Origin of the sequence: Pseudomonas azotoformans (genome assembly GCF_001579805.1) — a bacterium.
GTDB lineage: Bacteria > Pseudomonadota > Gammaproteobacteria > Pseudomonadales > Pseudomonadaceae > Aquipseudomonas > Aquipseudomonas azotoformans_A.
Map to the genome: position 1 here is coordinate 2,381,033 of NZ_CP014546.1, position 14,315 is coordinate 2,395,347.

Here is a 14,315-nt window from a genome sequence, read left to right on the forward strand (position 1 = left end):
CTCACTACAAAAGCCAAGGGATCAGCGGTAGGCCGTTGCGATCCCTTCGCGCTCGGTCAGGCACTCCGGCGCCCCCATCTCGAACTCCCGGCAGATCAGCGGCCGTCGCTCGTAGATCGTGCACATCATCGTGTCCCGATCCAGCGCCGCGCACCAGCCGTCGTCCAGACGCAACATCACTTCGCCGCCCCAGTCATCGGTATCGATATAGCGTTCCGGCACACCGGTGTCGGTGATCAGCATGACTTCCAGCTGGCAGCAGCAGGCCGCGCACGTCGAGCAGGTGACGGCGGGTTCGGTGATTTGGGTGTGGGGGATGTTGGACATGGCGGCAGCTTCAAGCTTTGAGCGGCAAGCTGCAAGTAAAAGCCGACCGACTTCAGTTTTTTGTGGCAGCGTTTGCGAGCAGGATAAAGAGCAAAGCCCACAGCAGTGCCAATGCGACCAGGCTTGCACCCAAGGAATAACCGAAGTTCACCCCGGCAAGTTGACTACCGGCGTAGTAAGACATCGGGCCGCCCACGCTGCCCAGTAAAGCGGCACGCCACCAAGGCTGAGTGCTCCAGGCCAGGCAATGACGCAGTGTGGTCGCCAATAACGCCCAGAGCATTATCAACCACAGCGGAATCAACGGCCCAGGCTCGCTGAACTGGAAAAACCCCACGGTGCGTAACAACGTATCTATCAACGTGCCCAATAAGGTCACGCCCAGGATCAACCTGCCGTCCTCAGCCCACGAACTTATCCACAGCAGGTGAATCGCCAGCGCAGCCAGCCCAACGAGAAGCCACAAACTGTCGCCACCCAGCACACACGCAAACCAACCGCACTGAAACAGCACGGCGTTGGCCAGCGTCTTAAGCACTGAAGCGCCCGAGCAGCGGCGGGTTGATCGCGGACGGCTTGGCCAGCAGCAATTGCGCGGTGCCGATGGTGCGCTCCATAAAGCCACCTTCGCAGTAGCACAGGTAGAACTCCCACAGCCGCAGGAAGTATTCGTCGTAGCCCAGTTCTGCAAGGCGGCCGTGTGCGCGGCGAAAGTTCTCATGCCACAGGCGCAAGGTTCGCGCGTAGTGCAGGCCGAAATCTTCCATGTGCAGCAGGTTCATGTCGGTGTCGCGGCTGACGATCTGCAGCATCTTTTGCACGCAAGGCAGAGCGCCGCCGGGGAAAATGTAGCGCTGGATAAAGTCGACGTTGGTTTTCGCCTGTTCGTAGCGTTGGTCACGAATGGTGATGGCTTGCAGCAGCATCAGGCCGTCGCTCTTGAGCAGGTGCGCGCACTGTTTGAAGTAGGTCGGCAGAAAGCGATGGCCCACCGCCTCGATCATCTCGATGGACACCAGTTTGTCGTACTGGCCAGTAAGGTCGCGGTAATCCTGCAACAGCAGCGTGACCTGGTCCTGCAAGCCCAGGGCTGCGATGCGTTTTTCGGTGTAGGCGAACTGCTCCTTGGACAAGGTCGTGGTGGTGACCTTGCAGTCATAATGCTGCGCGGCATACAGCGCCATGCTGCCCCAGCCGGTGCCGATCTCCAGCAGGTGGTCGCTCGGTTTGAGCGCCAGCTTCTGGCAGATGCGCTCCAGCTTGTTCAGTTGCGCCTGCTCCAAAGTGTCGTCGGCGGTCAGGAATTGCGCCGCCGAGTACATCATGGTCGGGTCGAGGAATTCTTCGAACAGGTCATTGCCCAGGTCGTAGTGGGCGGCGATATTTTTCTGCGAGCCCTTGCGTGTATTGCGATTGAGCCAGTGCAGGCCCTGGGTGAACGGACGGGCCAGGCGAGCGAGGCCGCCTTCCATTGCGTCGAGCACATCGAGGTTGCTGACCATCACGCGAACCACTGCTGTGAGGTCCGGGCTGCTCCAGTAACCGTGGATAAATGCCTCACCGGCGCCGATAGAACCGTTGGCTGCCACCAGGCCCCACACGGCCGAATCAAGGATCTGGATTTCGCCCAGCAGGTGCGCTTCGCGTGCGCCGAAGACTTGCCGCTCGCCGTCCTCGATCACCACCAACTGGCCATGGCGCAATTGGCTGAGTTGACGCAGCACGGCCTTGCGCAGCAGCGCGGCGGTCATGCCGTTGACGTTCAGGCGATGGGTCTTGACCGATAAGCTAGGGGATTTCATGGCGGCGATCCTTGGTGTACCCGACTGCAGTGCGAGAGGCGCCATCGGCGGCCCGGTGGGAAAAAATCGGTGTGCGTTTGAGCAACAGGCGCAGGGCCTGCCAATAGATCGCGAGGCAGGTCTTGGCGGTCATCCAGGGAAAGCGCCACAGGTAGCGGTGCAGGCTCGCGCGGTTGAGCGTCTCTTTTTGCAGGCTCAAGGTCGCATCGAAGACTTTCAGTTCGCCTTGCCAATCGGCCATGTGCACGCCGAGTCTGGCGGCGGGCGGGCTGAAGCTCATGCGGTATTCCAGGTCGCGCGGCAAGAATGGCGAGACATGGAAGGCCTTGGCCACGGCGAAGTGTTGGTGCTCCTCCGCAGCCAGGGCCTGGGCCGGCAGCACGTAGTGATAACGCTCGCGCCATGGGGTGTTGGTCACTTCACACAGGATCGCGGCCAGACGTCCGTCGCTCTCGAAGCAGTAGAAGAAACTCACGGGATTAAAAGCCAGGCCCCAACTGCGGGCCTGGGTCAGTAGGCAGATAACGCCCTGGGGTGTGCGCCCCAGCGCCTTGCCGACTTCCTGGCGCACCGCATCGCTCAAACTCATGCCGGTGCGCGTCAATTCACGCAGGTAGTCCTGCTGGCGAAAACCGAAGGGCGCCAGGCGGCTACGTCCGGCCAGGGGCGAAAGGCCAAGCACTTCGTGTTCTTCGCTCAAATCCAGGTACAGCAAGCCGATGCGGTAGCGAAAGGCATGGGCCTTGGGCGCAAACCGGCGATGGGCAATCCAGCCGCTGTACAGGGCGCTGTTCACAGGGTTTCCCCAAAGGCTTGGGCCACGTGCAGCGCGCTGACCACGCCGTCTTCGTGGAAGCCGCTGGCCCAATAGGCGCCGCAATAAAAGGTATTGCGTACGCCCGAAATTTCTTCCCGACGCCCTTGAGCGGCCACCGCCGCCAGACTGTATTGCGGGTGGGCGTAGGTGTAGCGGGCGAGCACCTTCAGCGGGTTGATCATCGGCGTCTGGTTGAGGCTGACGCAAAAGGTGGTGGCGCTGTCGATGCCTTGCAGGATGTTCATGTCATAGGTCACGGCCGCCTGCTTCTGCGCCGTGCCGCTCAGCCGGTAGTTCCAGCTGGCCCAGGCCAGTTTGCGGTCGGGCAGCAGACGGGTATCGGTGTGCAGCACCACGTCGTTGTCGGCGTAGGGCAGGGCACCGAGGATGTCTTGTTCGGCCTGGCTCGGGTCGGCCAATAACGCCAGGGCTTGGTCGCTGTGACAGGCGAAGACCACGCGATCGAATGCCTCACTACCGGCCAGGCTGTGGATAACCACGCCGTCGTCGCTGCGCTCGACGTTATGCACAGGGCAATTGAGGCGGATCTGTTCACGAAAGCTGCGGGTCAGCGGTTCGATGTAACGGCTGGAGCCCCCCTCGATCACGCACCATTGCGGGCGGTTGCTCACTGACAGCAAACCGTGGTTCTTGAAGAAACGCACGAAGAACTGCAAGGGGAAACCCATCATGTCGGCCAGGGACATCGACCAGATCGCCGCGCCCATCGGTACGATGTAATGGCGGATAAACCGCTCGCCATAACCGTTGGCGTCGAGGTAGTCGCCCAGGGTCATCTCGGCGCTGATGCGCTGTTCCTGCAGGTCGAGCGGCGCCTCGCGATTGAAGCGCAAGATGTCACGCAGCATGCCCCAGAACCCCGGCGACAAAATATTGCGACGCTGGGCAAACAAGCTGTTGAGGTTATTGCCGTTGTATTCGAACCGAGTGTTTTCGTCGCACACCGAAAAGCTCATCTCGGTAGGTTTGAACGTCACCCCGATCTGCCCAAGCAGGCGAATGAAGTTGGGGTAGGTCCAGTCGTTGAATACGATGAAGCCCGTATCCACCGCATAGCTTTTACCCTCGACAGTCACGTTGACCGTGTGGGTATGCCCGCCGATGCGGTCGCCCGCTTCGAACAGCGTGACCTCATGCTGGCGGCTGAGCAGGTAGGCACTGGTCAGCCCCGCGATACCGCTGCCGATGATAGCGATCTTCACAGGTCGTCCTTCTTCGGCGGTGGGCTGCGTAGCATGCGCTTGCCGATGACCAACTGCGCGCGATTCGGCAGTTTCGACAGCGGCCAGAGGGCGGCAATGAACAGCGCGGGAAAGGCAATCTCCAGAGGACGCTTTTCCAGCTTGTTGAAGATATGCTTCGCAGCCTTGTCCGCCGGCCAACTGAGTGGCATGGGGAAGTCATTGCGTTCGGTGAGCGGCGTGTCGACAAACCCCGGGCTGATCACTGTAACGTCGATATTTTCCGGCGACAGGCTGATGCGCAAGGATTCGAACAGGTAGCGCAGGCCGGCCTTCGACGCACCGTAGGCTTCGGCGCGGGGCATCGGCAGGTAGGTCACGGCGCTGGCGACTCCCACCAGATGTGGCGTGTGCCCTGCGCGCAACAGTGGCAGCGCGGCTTCGATGCAATAACTGCTGGCCAGCAGGTTAGTGCGCACCACGTGCTCGATGATCGATGAATCAAACTGCTGTGCGTCTACGTACTCACAGGTGCCTGCATTGAGGATTACGGTGTCCAGCGAACCCCAGACCACGCCAATATGTTCACCGATCTCGCGCACGGTCTGGCTGTTGGTCAGATCGCCCGCTACTACCAGCACTTGGCCGGGATAACGTTGCGCGAGCGCTTCCAGAGGCCCTTTGGTTCGGGAACTCAGCGCTACATGGGCGCCGCTGTTGAGCAACTCCACGGCCAGCGCGGCCCCGATGCCACTGCTGGCGCCGGTCAGCCAATAACGACGGGGCACTGTGCTGCTCATCCCATTCTCCTTTTCAGCCAACTGATGACGCTGCCCAGTACGGGCAAGTGTTCGTACAGCAGGGCGCCGGCATCGAAGTAATCTCGATGGCGGTACACCTTGTCACGCCACATCAAGTGCGAGCAGCCTTCCACGCGGATGACCTTGCCGCCCGCCAGGCGCGGGTGGCAGAAACTCATTTTCCAGCGCAGGTAACCTTCGCCTTCGGCCACCTGGTCGAAGCCGTGGAAGTCGAAGCGCAGTTGGCTGACGTTGCTGTACAGCTCTGCGAAGTAGCGGTGCAGGGCGGGCAGGCCGTGGACTTCGTGCAGCGGGTCGGCAAAGGCGATGTCCGGGCTGTACAGGTTGTCGAGCAAATGCAGGTTGTGCTTGTCGAGCGTGGCGAACGCCTGGGCGAATCGGCGCAGGAAATCACTCATGTTCGCCCCCGACAGCATGGCGCGAAGGTAGGCTGCGGAAGGCGGCCAGGGCGCGTTCGCGGGATTTCTTCAGGTCGACAATCGAACGCGGGTAGTCGGCCACGCCGAACAAGCCGCCGACGGCTTCGGGGTTGTGCACTTCTTTTTTATTCAGCGCGGCCAATTCCGGCAGCCAGTGCTTGATGAAAATGCCCTCGCTGTCGAATTTCTCCGACTGACTCAACGGGCTGAATATCCGGAAGTACGGCGCCGAATCAGTGCCGGTGGACGAGCTCCACTGCCAGCCGCCGTTGTTGGCAGCTAGGTCGCCATCGATCAAGTGGCGCATGAAGAAACGCTCGCCTTCGCGCCAGTCGATCAGTAGGTTCTTGGTCAGGAACATCGCCACCACCATGCGCAGGCGGTTGTGCATCCAGCCGGTTTCCAGCAGTTGGCGCATGGCGGCGTCGATGATCGGCAAGCCGGTACGCGCTTCCTGCCAGGCGGCCAGGTCCTTGGGCGCGTTGCGCCAGGCCACGGCTTCGGTCTCGGGGCGGAACGCGCGATGGCGTGAGACCCGTGGGTAACCCACCAGGATATGTTTGTAAAACTCTCGCCAGAGCAGTTCGTTGATCCAGGTGATGGCGCCCATGTCGCCACTTTCGAACTCGCCGCCGTTGGTTTGCAGCGCGGCATGCAGGCACTGGCGCGGCGAAACCACGCCCGCCGCGAGGTAGGCAGAGAGCTGGCTGGTGCCGGGCTTGGCGGGGAAGTCGCGCTCGTCCTTGTAGTAGCTGATTTGCTGGTCGGCGAAGGCGTCGAGGCGACGCCGGGCTTCGTCTTCACCGGCAGGCCAGAGGGCGCGCAGTGCTTCGCTGGGTGGTTCGAAACCATCGACCGTGTTCGGCACGGGATCGCTTTTGAGCTTGATCGGTGCCTGGGCTTTTGGTGCTGCGACCATGCGCGGCAGAGCGCTGTGCAGGCGGGTGTAGCAAACCTTGCGGAACTGGCTGAACACCTGGAAATACGTGCCCGTCTTGGTCAACACGCTGCCGGGTTGGAAGAACAGTTGATCAAGGTAGCTGTGGAACGTCACGCCATCGGCTTCCAAGGCCTTGGACACCGCAGCGTCCCGACGACTTTCGTGGATGCCGTATTCCTCGTTGACGTGGACCGACTCAACCGACAGTTCACGGCACAGTTTGCTCAATACGTCGGGCGCCTTATCCCAGGTGGCCGCAGTGCGAATCAGCAGGGGGATGTTCCGCGCGCCCAGCGTCTTGCTCAGGTCTTGCAGGTTACGTAGCCAAAAGTCGACTTTGCACGGCGCATCGTCGTGGGCGAGCCATTGCTGCGGCGTGATCAGGTACACGGCGGCAATCGGTCCTCGCTGGCTCGCGGCGGCCAGGGCGGTGTTGTCGTGTAGGCGCAGGTCGGTGCGCAGCCAGATCAAATGCATTTAAACGAGTCCACGCTGGATCAATAGCTGGTGGGCCGACAACAGCTCTTCGGCGACGAACAAATCAGGGATGTCCTGGGTTAATACGGTCAACTCGGCCTGGTGGATGCATACCGTTGGTCCGACCATCAATTTTGGGCAACTGACGCCACTCAAAAGTTTTGCGAAAACCGACAGGTGGAGCGCCTTGCTCGAATACAGCAGCACGGCGCGCGGTTGCAGGTGCTCCACTGCCAGCGCCAGTTCGCCGGCAGGCAGCGGCCAGTCGAACACTTCCACCGGGCAATCGGCGCTGCTGGCGAGCCAGGCGCTGAGCCACAGGTGCGGCTCCAAGGGCAGGTCGGATTGATTCACCAGCAGCAGCGGCGCGCCATGCAGCTGGCGATTGTTGTGATAGATGCGCGCACCAAACTTGCTACGCAGCCAGGACAGGAAAAACACCCGCTCCATCTGTGCGCCGAACTGGCCTTGCCAGCGTTGTTCCAACTCCTGCAGCAATGGCAGCAGCAGTTGCTCGCACAGCGTGCGCGGCGGGTATAGCGCCATGGCTTGGTTGAAGGCGTCATCCACCCGGCGCTCGGCCAATTCGCTGATGGCCTGCACCAGGGTCTGGCGCAAGGTGTGCCATTCGTTTTCCACGGCATCGGGAACGCTGAGGGCTGAGTCGATCAGGCCTTTGACCTGGCTCACCGGCACGCCGCGATTGAGCCAGGTGAGGATGGTGTGGATACGTTGCACATGTTCGGCGCTGAACAACCGATGGCCCTTGGGCGTGCGCTGGGGCACGATCAGGCCATAGCGGCGTTCCCAGGCGCGCAGGGTCACGGCGTTGACGCCGGTCTGGCGCGCCACCTCGCGGATCGGCAGCCAGCCGTCTTCGAGGGCTTGGGCGATGTCTTCGCCGGGTTCGTCTTGCAGGGCAGCTTTCATGGGCTAGATCGCATTTCGCAGGCTGAGGTTTTCCGGGTGCGGTTGCAGGTAGGCCTGCTGCGCGATGTAGCAGTCCGGGTGTTGGCGAAAGTGGTGCTTGAGCAGGGTCAGTGGCACCACCAGCGGCACGATGCCTTGGCGGTACTGGCCGATGACGGTCTGCATTTCCTGCTTGTCGTCGGCACTGATGACTTGTTTGAGGTAACCGCTGATGTGTTGCAGCACATTGGTGTGGGTGCCGCGGGTGGCGCATTGGCTCAGGCCTGTCATCAGGTCGCTGAAGTAACAGGCGGCCAATTCATCGAGGTGGGTCTCTTTGGTCATGCTGCCCAGCAGGTGGCCGAGGCTTTTGTAGTGCGCCGGGCTGTGGGCCATCAACAGGTATTTGTAGCGTGAATGGAAGGCCAGTAGGCGGTGGCGGGTCAGCCCTTCAGCCAACAGCTGTTGCCAATCGGCGTAGACGAAAACGCGGGTCAGGAAGTTTTCCCGCAGCACCGGGTCATTCAATCGACCGTCTTCTTCCACCGGCAGATTGGGGTGACGCGCGCAAAAGGCTTGGGCGTAGATGCCGCGCCCACCACCGTCGACTGGGGTGCCGTTGTCGCGGTAGACCTTGACCCGCTCCAGGCCGCACGAGGGTGACTTTTGCATGAAAATGTAACCGCACAGGTCGGTGTGTTCTGACGCCATCTGCTGGCCGTAATCGTCCAGCGGCTGGGTGACGTTCAGTTCGCGGTGCACCGTGCCGACAGCTTGCGGGTGGGCCGGGTCACCCACCAGGCGGATCGGTTCGCGGGGAATGCCCAGGCCGATGGCGACCTCGGGGCACAGCGGCACGAAGTCGAAATAGTCGGCAAGGGTCTGGCTGCACAGCAGGGATTGTTTATGGCCGCCGTTGAAGCGCACGTTCTCGCCCAGGAGGCAGGCGCTGATGGCGATCTTTGGTTTGGTGGGGCTGGACATAAACGAACCTCTGCAAGATTCCTGTACAAGGCTTAAATCTTGTACAACTAAATCCCATCATAGATTCGATGCTGTACAAGTCAAATTTTTTGTACAAGTTTTTCGCAGGGCAATTATTTCCAGCCGATTTTCCAGGCGTCGGCATTTTGCAGGGTTTGCCAGGCGAAGCGTTCGGCGCGTCGGGTCATGACGGCTTGCAGTTCGATTTCCAGCACCACGCCTTCTTCATCCCGAAACAGTTCGGTGACCAAAAAGTGTTTTTCTTTGTTGCGAGGATGAGCTGCTGTCCATTTCGACAGCAGCAATTTAGCCGGATTGATGCGGTTCATTGCAGGTGTTCGATCAAGCGTCGCGCGGCTTCCTGGCCACTGAGCCAGGCCCCTTCGACCCGGCCCGACAGGCACCAGTCGCCACACACGTACAAGCCCAGGTCGGCATCGGCGAGCACGCCGAATTCGTGGCTGCTGGACGGTCGCGCATAGAGCCAGCGGTGCGCCAGGCTGAACGACGGCGCGGGCATGGCGCTGTGCAGCAATTCGGCGAAGGCGCCGTGCAGGTGCTCGATTACCGCCTCCTTGGGCAGGTCCAGGTGGGCCTTGCTCCACGTGCTGGTGGCGTGCAGTACCCACGTGTCGAGGTGGGTGTCACGTCCCGGTTTGCTGCGGTTACGCGCAAGCCAATCGAGGGGGCTGTCTTGCACGAAACAGCCCTCCATCGGCGTATCCAGGGGCTTGTCGAACGCCAGGGCGATGGCCCAGGTAGGGTCCATTTTCACGCCGGCGGCGGCACTGGCCAGCTTGGGCGCGGCGGCCAGCAGGGCGGTGGCCTGCGGCGCTGGGGTGGCGATGATCACGTGGCTGAACGGGCCGTGGTTTTCGCCGTCGGCATCCAGCAGGTTCCAGTGTTGCTTGCCCTGGAATACCTCGGTGATGCGGCAACCGAACGCCACTGGCAGGTCGTCGAGCAGGGCGCGGGTGATCGCACTCATGCGCGGCGTGCCGACCCAGCGGATCTGTTCATCGGGGGAGGGCGTCAGCTGGCCGGACTTGAAATTGTACAGCTGGGGTTTCCATTGCTCGGCCCAGCCATTGCTTTGCCAGCGTTGCACTTCGTTGACGAAGCGCCGGTCGCGTGCGGTGAAGTATTGTGCGCCCATGTCCAGGGAGCCGGCATCGCTGCGCTTGCTGGACATGCGGCCACCACTGCCGCGGCTTTTATCGAAGAGTTGTACAACGTGCCCCGCGTCTCGTAACGCTCGGGCGGCGGAGAGACCGGCGATGCCGGTGCCGATGATCGCGATGGGAACAGTCATGGGAGGCCTCGTTTTACCGTTGGGTACAGACTACGCCGACACCAATAGCTGTACAATATTGTTTTTTGGTATAAGTTTTGGCTTACCTGTTCTTACGGCGTGACCTATTGTTAAAGCAGAGGCTTAATCCAACGTTACGCCCGCTGCTTATAAAATAGACCAGTGCGGGGCGGCGAACGTTACATGAGGAAGATCCCATGCACATTTTGCTGACCGGCGGTACTGGCCTGATCGGCCGCCAACTCTGCCAACACTGGCTTGCGCAGGGGCATCGGCTGACGGTGTGGAGTCGTCAGCCGGAACAGGTTGCCAAGCGATGCGGCGCTCAAGTCGCAGGCGTCGAACACCTGCAACAGGTGATCGGCCCGGTGGATGCGGTCATTAACCTGGCCGGCGCGCCCATTGCTGATCGCCCCTGGACCCACAAGCGCAAGGCGTTCTTGTGGAGCAGCCGCATCAGTCTGACTGAAAACTTGCTGGCATGGCTTGAAGGTCTGGAGCAAAAACCAGCGGTGTTGATTTCCGGTTCAGCGGTTGGCTGGTACGGCGACGGCGGCGAGCGGGAATTGACCGAAGCCAGCGGCCCGGTGCAGGACGATTTCCCCAGCCAGTTGTGTATCGCCTGGGAAGAAACCGCCCAGCGCGCCGAAGCCTTGGGCATTCGTGTCGTGTTGGTGCGGACCGGCCTGGTGCTGTCGGCCGAGGGCGGCTTTTTGTCGCGGCTGTTGCTGCCCTTCAAACTGGCGCTGGGCGGGCCTATCGGCGATGGTCGGCAGTGGATGCCGTGGGTGCATATCCAGGATCAAATCGCCCTGATTGATTTTCTTCTGCACAAGCCGGATGCCCGTGGTCCTTATAATGCCTGCGCGCCACACCCGGTGCGCAATCGCGAATTTGCGAAAACCCTGGGCCAGGTGCTGCACCGTCCGGCGTTCATGCCGATGCCGGCCTTTGCATTGAAGGTGGGCCTGGGCGAGTTGTCTGGCCTGTTGCTGGGTGGGCAGAAGGCGGTGCCCGAACGCTTGCTGGCCGCCGGTTTCACTTTCCAGTTCACTGAGTTGCGCGCGGCCTTGGACGACTTGTCCAGCCGCCTCTAGAGATAGGATGTTGCATGACGGATCACGCGTTGTTACTGGTCAACCTGGGCTCGCCAAAGTCCACCTCGGTGGCCGATGTGCGCAGTTACCTCAATCAGTTCCTGATGGACCCTTATGTGATCGACCTGCCGTGGCCGGTGCGGCGCTTGCTGGTGTCGCTGATCCTGATCAAGCGCCCCGAGCAGTCGGCCCACGCCTACGCGTCCATCTGGTGGGATGAGGGCTCGCCGTTGGTGGTACTCAGTCGTCGTTTGCAGCAGCGGATGACTTCGCAGTGGACCCAAGGCCCGGTGGAGTTGGCGATGCGCTATGGCGAGCCGTCCATTGAAACTGTGCTGACACGTCTCGCCGCCCAGGGCATTCGCAAGGTTACCCTGGCGCCGCTTTACCCGCAGTTCGCTGACAGCACCGTGACCACGGTGGTGGAAGAAGCACGGCGTGTGGTGCGAGAGAAAAAACTCGACCTGCAATTCGCCACCCTGCAACCGTTCTACGATCAACCCGAATACCTCGACGCCCTGGTGGCCAGTGCCAAGCCGCATTTGCAGCAGGACTACGATCATCTGCTGTTCAGCTTCCACGGCCTGCCGGAACGCCATCTGCAAAAACTCAACCCTGGGCATACCTTCGATGGCGCCACCGATTGCTGCGTGAACGCGTCCCCCGAAGTGCGCGCCACCTGCTATCGCGGGCAGTGCTTCAGCGTCGCGCGGGACTTTGCCGCGCGCATGGGTCTGCCGGAGGATAAATGGTCAGTGGCCTTTCAATCGCGCCTGGGCCGGGCCAAATGGATCGAACCCTACACCGAAGCTCGCCTGGAAACCCTGGCCCAGCAAGGTGTGAAAAAGCTGCTGGTGATGTGCCCTGCGTTCGTTGCTGATTGCATCGAAACGCTGGAGGAAATCGGCGATCGCGGGTTGGAGCAGTTCCGCGAGGCCGGGGGGGAGGAATTGGTGCTGGTGCCGTGTCTGAATGATGACCCGCAGTGGGCGAAGGCGCTCAATACCTTATGTGAAAGAGCGCCGGGCTCCCTATAGGCTCAGCGTCAAACTGACTGTTAGATTGCGCGGCTCACCGGGGTTGATCCAATAGTTGCTGTAGGACCGCTCGAAGTACTTCTCATCAAACAGGTTGTTGAGGTTCAGGCCCACGGTGACGTTCTCCGTGGCCTTGTAATGCGCCAGCAGATCGACCGTGTGATAGGCCGGCAGCTCGAAATTCGTGCCGGCCTCACCGGAACGATCGCCCACATACGTGAACGCCGCGCCCAGGTCCGAGCCGCGCAATGCGCCATCCTGGAACTCATACACGCCCAAAAGACTGCCGCTGCGCTTGGCCACGCCAAGGATGCGGCTGCCGGCCGGAATGGCTTTTTCGCCTTTGGTTACTTCAGCGTCGATGTAGGCAAACGCGCCAATCACCCGTACGGCATCGGTCACTTGCCCAGTCAGTTGCAGGTCAAAACCCTGGCTGCGCGCCTTGCCCACGGCGCGGTTGAGGTTGGTGGCCGGGTCCAGGGTCAGCACGTTTTCCTTTTCGATATGGAAGGCGGCGAGGGTGGCGCTGAGGCGGTCGTCGAACAGCTCGCTCTTGATCCCCACTTCATAACCCACGCCTTCTTCGGGCTTGAAGGATTTGTTGTTGGCGTCCAGGCCGCTGTTGGGCTTGAACGATGTGGAGGCGTTGGCAAACACCCCGACCTGCGGTGTGAGCTGATAGAGCAGGCCGGCGCGTTGGGTAAAAGCGTCGTGGGTCTGCTGGCTCTTGGCGTGGTTGCGGGTGAAGTCGTCGATGCTCTGTTCGAAATGCTCGAAGCGCGCACCGAGCATGCCGCGCAGGCGGTCGGTGAAGATGATCTGGTCCTGCAGGTTCAGCGCGTGGCTTTTGGTCTGTTCGAAGAAGTCGGTGCCGGAGCGCGCGCCGTTGGGTTTGGGCTGGCCGTAGACCGGGCGGTAGATATCGATGGCGTACGGGCTGCCGGCGATAGCGGTCACGCGCTCCTTCTTGCGGTAGTCCTCGTATTCGGTGCCGACCAGCAGTTCGTGTTGCCAGCTGCCGATGTCGAACAGGCCGCGCAGCTCCAGCTGGGTAATGCTGTCGTGCCAACCCGTCGAGCGTTCGCGGTAGCGGCGGTTGACGGTGTGGCCGTCGGCGTTCAGCGCGCGGTTTTCCGAGGCGTCGCCCCACAGGCTGCCTTGCTTGTAGTGGCTGGCCAGGCGCAGTTTCCAGGCGTCGTTGAGGTGATGTTCGAGGGTCGCCTGAATGCGGTTGTTGTGGTTGTCGATGTCGCCGTCGTTGGGTTCGCCGAGGAAGGTGGAGCGGGATATACCGGGGGCGTCGACGATGCCACGGTCGAAGGTGGAGCTGTGGCGCACGAATTCGCTTTCCACCAGCAGGCTGGTGTCCGGGTCCAACTGCCAACTGAACGAAGGCGCGACGAATACCCGCTTGCTCTGCACCTGGTCGCGGAAGCTGTGGTTGTCTTCCACTGCCAGGTTGACCCGTGTCAGTACCTTACCTTCGCTGTCCAGCGGGGTGTTGACGTCCACGGCGGTGCGATAACGGTCCCAACTGCCGGCGCTGGTTTGCAGGGTGGTGAAGGCTTCAGGCTGGGGCTTCTTGGTGACGATGTTTACGGTGCCGCCGGGATCACCGCGGCCGTACAAACTGGCGGCGGGGCCCTTGAGCACTTCGATGCGTTCGATGTTCGCCGCGTCCGGTGTGCTGGGGTAGCCACGGTTGGCGCTGAAACCATCCTGATAGAACTCCGACGTGGTGAAGCCGCGCACGCTGTATTCGTAGAGGGTCAGGCCACCGAAGTTGTTCTGCTTGGACACGCCGCCGGCAAACTCCAGGGCGCGTTCTACGTTGGTGCTGCCCAGGTCCTTGAGCACCGTGGCGGGAATTACGCTGATGGATTGCGGGATGTCACGAATCGCGGTGTCGGTCTTTGTCGCGCTGGCCGAGCGGTTGGCGCGATAGCCTTTGACGGGGCCGGCGGCGGACTCATAGGCGTCGGTGGTGACGCTGATGGTGTCGAGTTCCAGGGTGTTGTCTTCGGCATAGGCGGGGTCGAGCAGCAAACCCAAGGCCAGGCCAGCCAAGGGGGCGATTCTTCGAGACGGCATGATAGAGCGTTCCAATAGCGATATTGAAACAATATAACATGCCAAATGAGAGTGGCTTGCCTTGAAACATCAACTTACAG

Annotated in this window: 15 protein-coding genes; 2 read left to right on the forward strand and 13 right to left on the reverse strand. The window is 61.3% G+C overall.

The genetic code is table 11. The annotated features are described in order from the left end of the window. Positions 1 to 21: 21 nt before the first annotated feature. The 12 genes from AYR47_RS10995 to AYR47_RS11050 all read right to left on the reverse strand — a co-directional run bounded on the left by AYR47_RS10995 (position 22) and on the right by AYR47_RS11050 (position 10,010). Complete coding sequence (locus AYR47_RS10995) at positions 22 to 327, reverse strand: YkgJ family cysteine cluster protein (RefSeq protein ID WP_033896965.1); 306 nt, start codon at positions 325 to 327, stop codon at positions 22 to 24. Positions 328 to 379: 52 nt separating this feature from the next. After that, positions 380 to 865: a DUF2878 domain-containing protein gene (locus AYR47_RS11000; protein ID WP_033896966.1), complete on the reverse strand. Its 486-nt coding sequence runs from the start codon at positions 863 to 865 to the stop codon at positions 380 to 382. Continuing rightward, entirely contained in the window at positions 858 to 2,129 is a 1,272-nt protein-coding gene (locus AYR47_RS11005; RefSeq protein ID WP_033896967.1) for an SAM-dependent methyltransferase, read from the reverse strand. The genes AYR47_RS11000 and AYR47_RS11005 overlap by 8 nt, the downstream gene beginning before the upstream one ends. Beyond that, positions 2,116 to 2,925 carry a DUF1365 domain-containing protein gene (locus AYR47_RS11010; protein ID WP_061435254.1) on the reverse strand — a complete coding sequence of 270 codons (810 nt, stop codon included), beginning with the start codon at positions 2,923 to 2,925 and terminating at the stop codon, positions 2,116 to 2,118. Before AYR47_RS11010 ends, AYR47_RS11005 begins: the two co-directional genes overlap by 14 nt. Continuing rightward, a complete protein-coding gene (locus AYR47_RS11015; RefSeq protein WP_033896969.1) occupies positions 2,922 to 4,169 on the reverse strand; it encodes an NAD(P)/FAD-dependent oxidoreductase in 1,248 nt (415 codons plus the stop codon). The genes AYR47_RS11010 and AYR47_RS11015 overlap by 4 nt, the downstream gene beginning before the upstream one ends. Then, positions 4,166 to 4,948, reverse strand: coding sequence for an SDR family NAD(P)-dependent oxidoreductase (locus AYR47_RS11020; protein WP_033896973.1), 783 nt, complete (start codon positions 4,946 to 4,948; stop codon positions 4,166 to 4,168). Before AYR47_RS11020 ends, AYR47_RS11015 begins: the two co-directional genes overlap by 4 nt. Further along, on the reverse strand, positions 4,945 to 5,367 hold the full coding sequence (locus tag AYR47_RS11025; RefSeq protein WP_033896974.1) for a nuclear transport factor 2 family protein: 423 nt from the start codon (positions 5,365 to 5,367) through the stop codon (positions 4,945 to 4,947). The genes AYR47_RS11020 and AYR47_RS11025 overlap by 4 nt, the downstream gene beginning before the upstream one ends. Further along, complete coding sequence (phrB, locus tag AYR47_RS11030; RefSeq protein WP_061435256.1) at positions 5,360 to 6,805, reverse strand: deoxyribodipyrimidine photo-lyase; 1,446 nt, start codon at positions 6,803 to 6,805, stop codon at positions 5,360 to 5,362. Before phrB ends, AYR47_RS11025 begins: the two co-directional genes overlap by 8 nt. Next, positions 6,806 to 7,735 carry a MerR family transcriptional regulator gene (locus AYR47_RS11035; RefSeq protein WP_033896976.1) on the reverse strand — a complete coding sequence of 310 codons (930 nt, stop codon included), beginning with the start codon at positions 7,733 to 7,735 and terminating at the stop codon, positions 6,806 to 6,808. Between the two features lie 3 nt (positions 7,736 to 7,738). Beyond that, on the reverse strand, positions 7,739 to 8,698 hold the full coding sequence (locus tag AYR47_RS11040; protein WP_061435258.1) for a YbgA family protein: 960 nt from the start codon (positions 8,696 to 8,698) through the stop codon (positions 7,739 to 7,741). 113 nt (positions 8,699 to 8,811) lie between these two features. Continuing rightward, the gene (locus tag AYR47_RS11045; protein ID WP_033896978.1) at positions 8,812 to 9,027 is read right to left on the reverse strand and encodes a TIGR02450 family Trp-rich protein; all 216 of its coding nucleotides are present in this window, start codon (positions 9,025 to 9,027) and stop codon (positions 8,812 to 8,814) included. Next, the gene (locus AYR47_RS11050; RefSeq protein ID WP_016977058.1) at positions 9,024 to 10,010 is read right to left on the reverse strand and encodes an NAD(P)/FAD-dependent oxidoreductase; all 987 of its coding nucleotides are present in this window, start codon (positions 10,008 to 10,010) and stop codon (positions 9,024 to 9,026) included. Before AYR47_RS11050 ends, AYR47_RS11045 begins: the two co-directional genes overlap by 4 nt. Positions 10,011 to 10,207: 197 nt before the next feature. On the opposite strand from AYR47_RS11050, the gene AYR47_RS11055 reads away from it, so the two are divergent. Beyond that, positions 10,208 to 11,107 (forward strand): TIGR01777 family oxidoreductase, encoded by a 900-nt coding sequence (locus AYR47_RS11055; RefSeq protein ID WP_061435260.1) that lies wholly within the window; start codon positions 10,208 to 10,210, stop codon positions 11,105 to 11,107. Between the two features lie 14 nt (positions 11,108 to 11,121). Continuing rightward, entirely contained in the window at positions 11,122 to 12,144 is a 1,023-nt protein-coding gene (gene hemH / locus AYR47_RS11060) for a ferrochelatase (protein ID WP_061435262.1), read from the forward strand. Here hemH and AYR47_RS11065 read toward each other — a convergent pair. Further along, positions 12,139 to 14,235, reverse strand: a complete 2,097-nt coding sequence (locus AYR47_RS11065) for a TonB-dependent siderophore receptor (protein ID WP_061435264.1) — start codon at positions 14,233 to 14,235, stop codon at positions 12,139 to 12,141. The genes hemH and AYR47_RS11065 overlap by 6 nt on opposite strands. Between the last annotated feature and the right edge of the window lie 80 nt (positions 14,236 to 14,315).

Bases quoted from the DNA above. Each gene is read 5' to 3' on its own strand.
- AYR47_RS11050 (WP_016977058.1), bottom strand. From the start codon at position 10,010: ATGACTGTTCCCATCGCGATCATCGGCACCGGCATCGCCGGTCTCTCC.
- AYR47_RS11040 (WP_061435258.1), bottom strand. From the start codon at position 8,698: ATGTCCAGCCCCACCAAACCAAAGATCGCCATCAGCGCCTGCCTCCTG.
- AYR47_RS11025 (WP_033896974.1), bottom strand. From the start codon at position 5,367: ATGAGTGATTTCCTGCGCCGATTCGCCCAGGCGTTCGCCACGCTCGAC.
- AYR47_RS11035 (WP_033896976.1), bottom strand. From the start codon at position 7,735: ATGAAAGCTGCCCTGCAAGACGAACCCGGCGAAGACATCGCCCAAGCC.
- AYR47_RS11045 (WP_033896978.1), bottom strand. From the start codon at position 9,027: ATGAACCGCATCAATCCGGCTAAATTGCTGCTGTCGAAATGGACAGCA.
- hemH (WP_061435262.1), top strand. From the start codon at position 11,122: ATGACGGATCACGCGTTGTTACTGGTCAACCTGGGCTCGCCAAAGTCC.
- AYR47_RS11020 (WP_033896973.1), bottom strand. From the start codon at position 4,948: ATGAGCAGCACAGTGCCCCGTCGTTATTGGCTGACCGGCGCCAGCAGT.
- phrB (WP_061435256.1), bottom strand. From the start codon at position 6,805: ATGCATTTGATCTGGCTGCGCACCGACCTGCGCCTACACGACAACACC.
- AYR47_RS11005 (WP_033896967.1), bottom strand. From the start codon at position 2,129: ATGAAATCCCCTAGCTTATCGGTCAAGACCCATCGCCTGAACGTCAAC.
- AYR47_RS11055 (WP_061435260.1), top strand. From the start codon at position 10,208: ATGCACATTTTGCTGACCGGCGGTACTGGCCTGATCGGCCGCCAACTC.
- AYR47_RS11065 (WP_061435264.1), bottom strand. From the start codon at position 14,235: ATGCCGTCTCGAAGAATCGCCCCCTTGGCTGGCCTGGCCTTGGGTTTG.
- AYR47_RS10995 (WP_033896965.1), bottom strand. From the start codon at position 327: ATGTCCAACATCCCCCACACCCAAATCACCGAACCCGCCGTCACCTGC.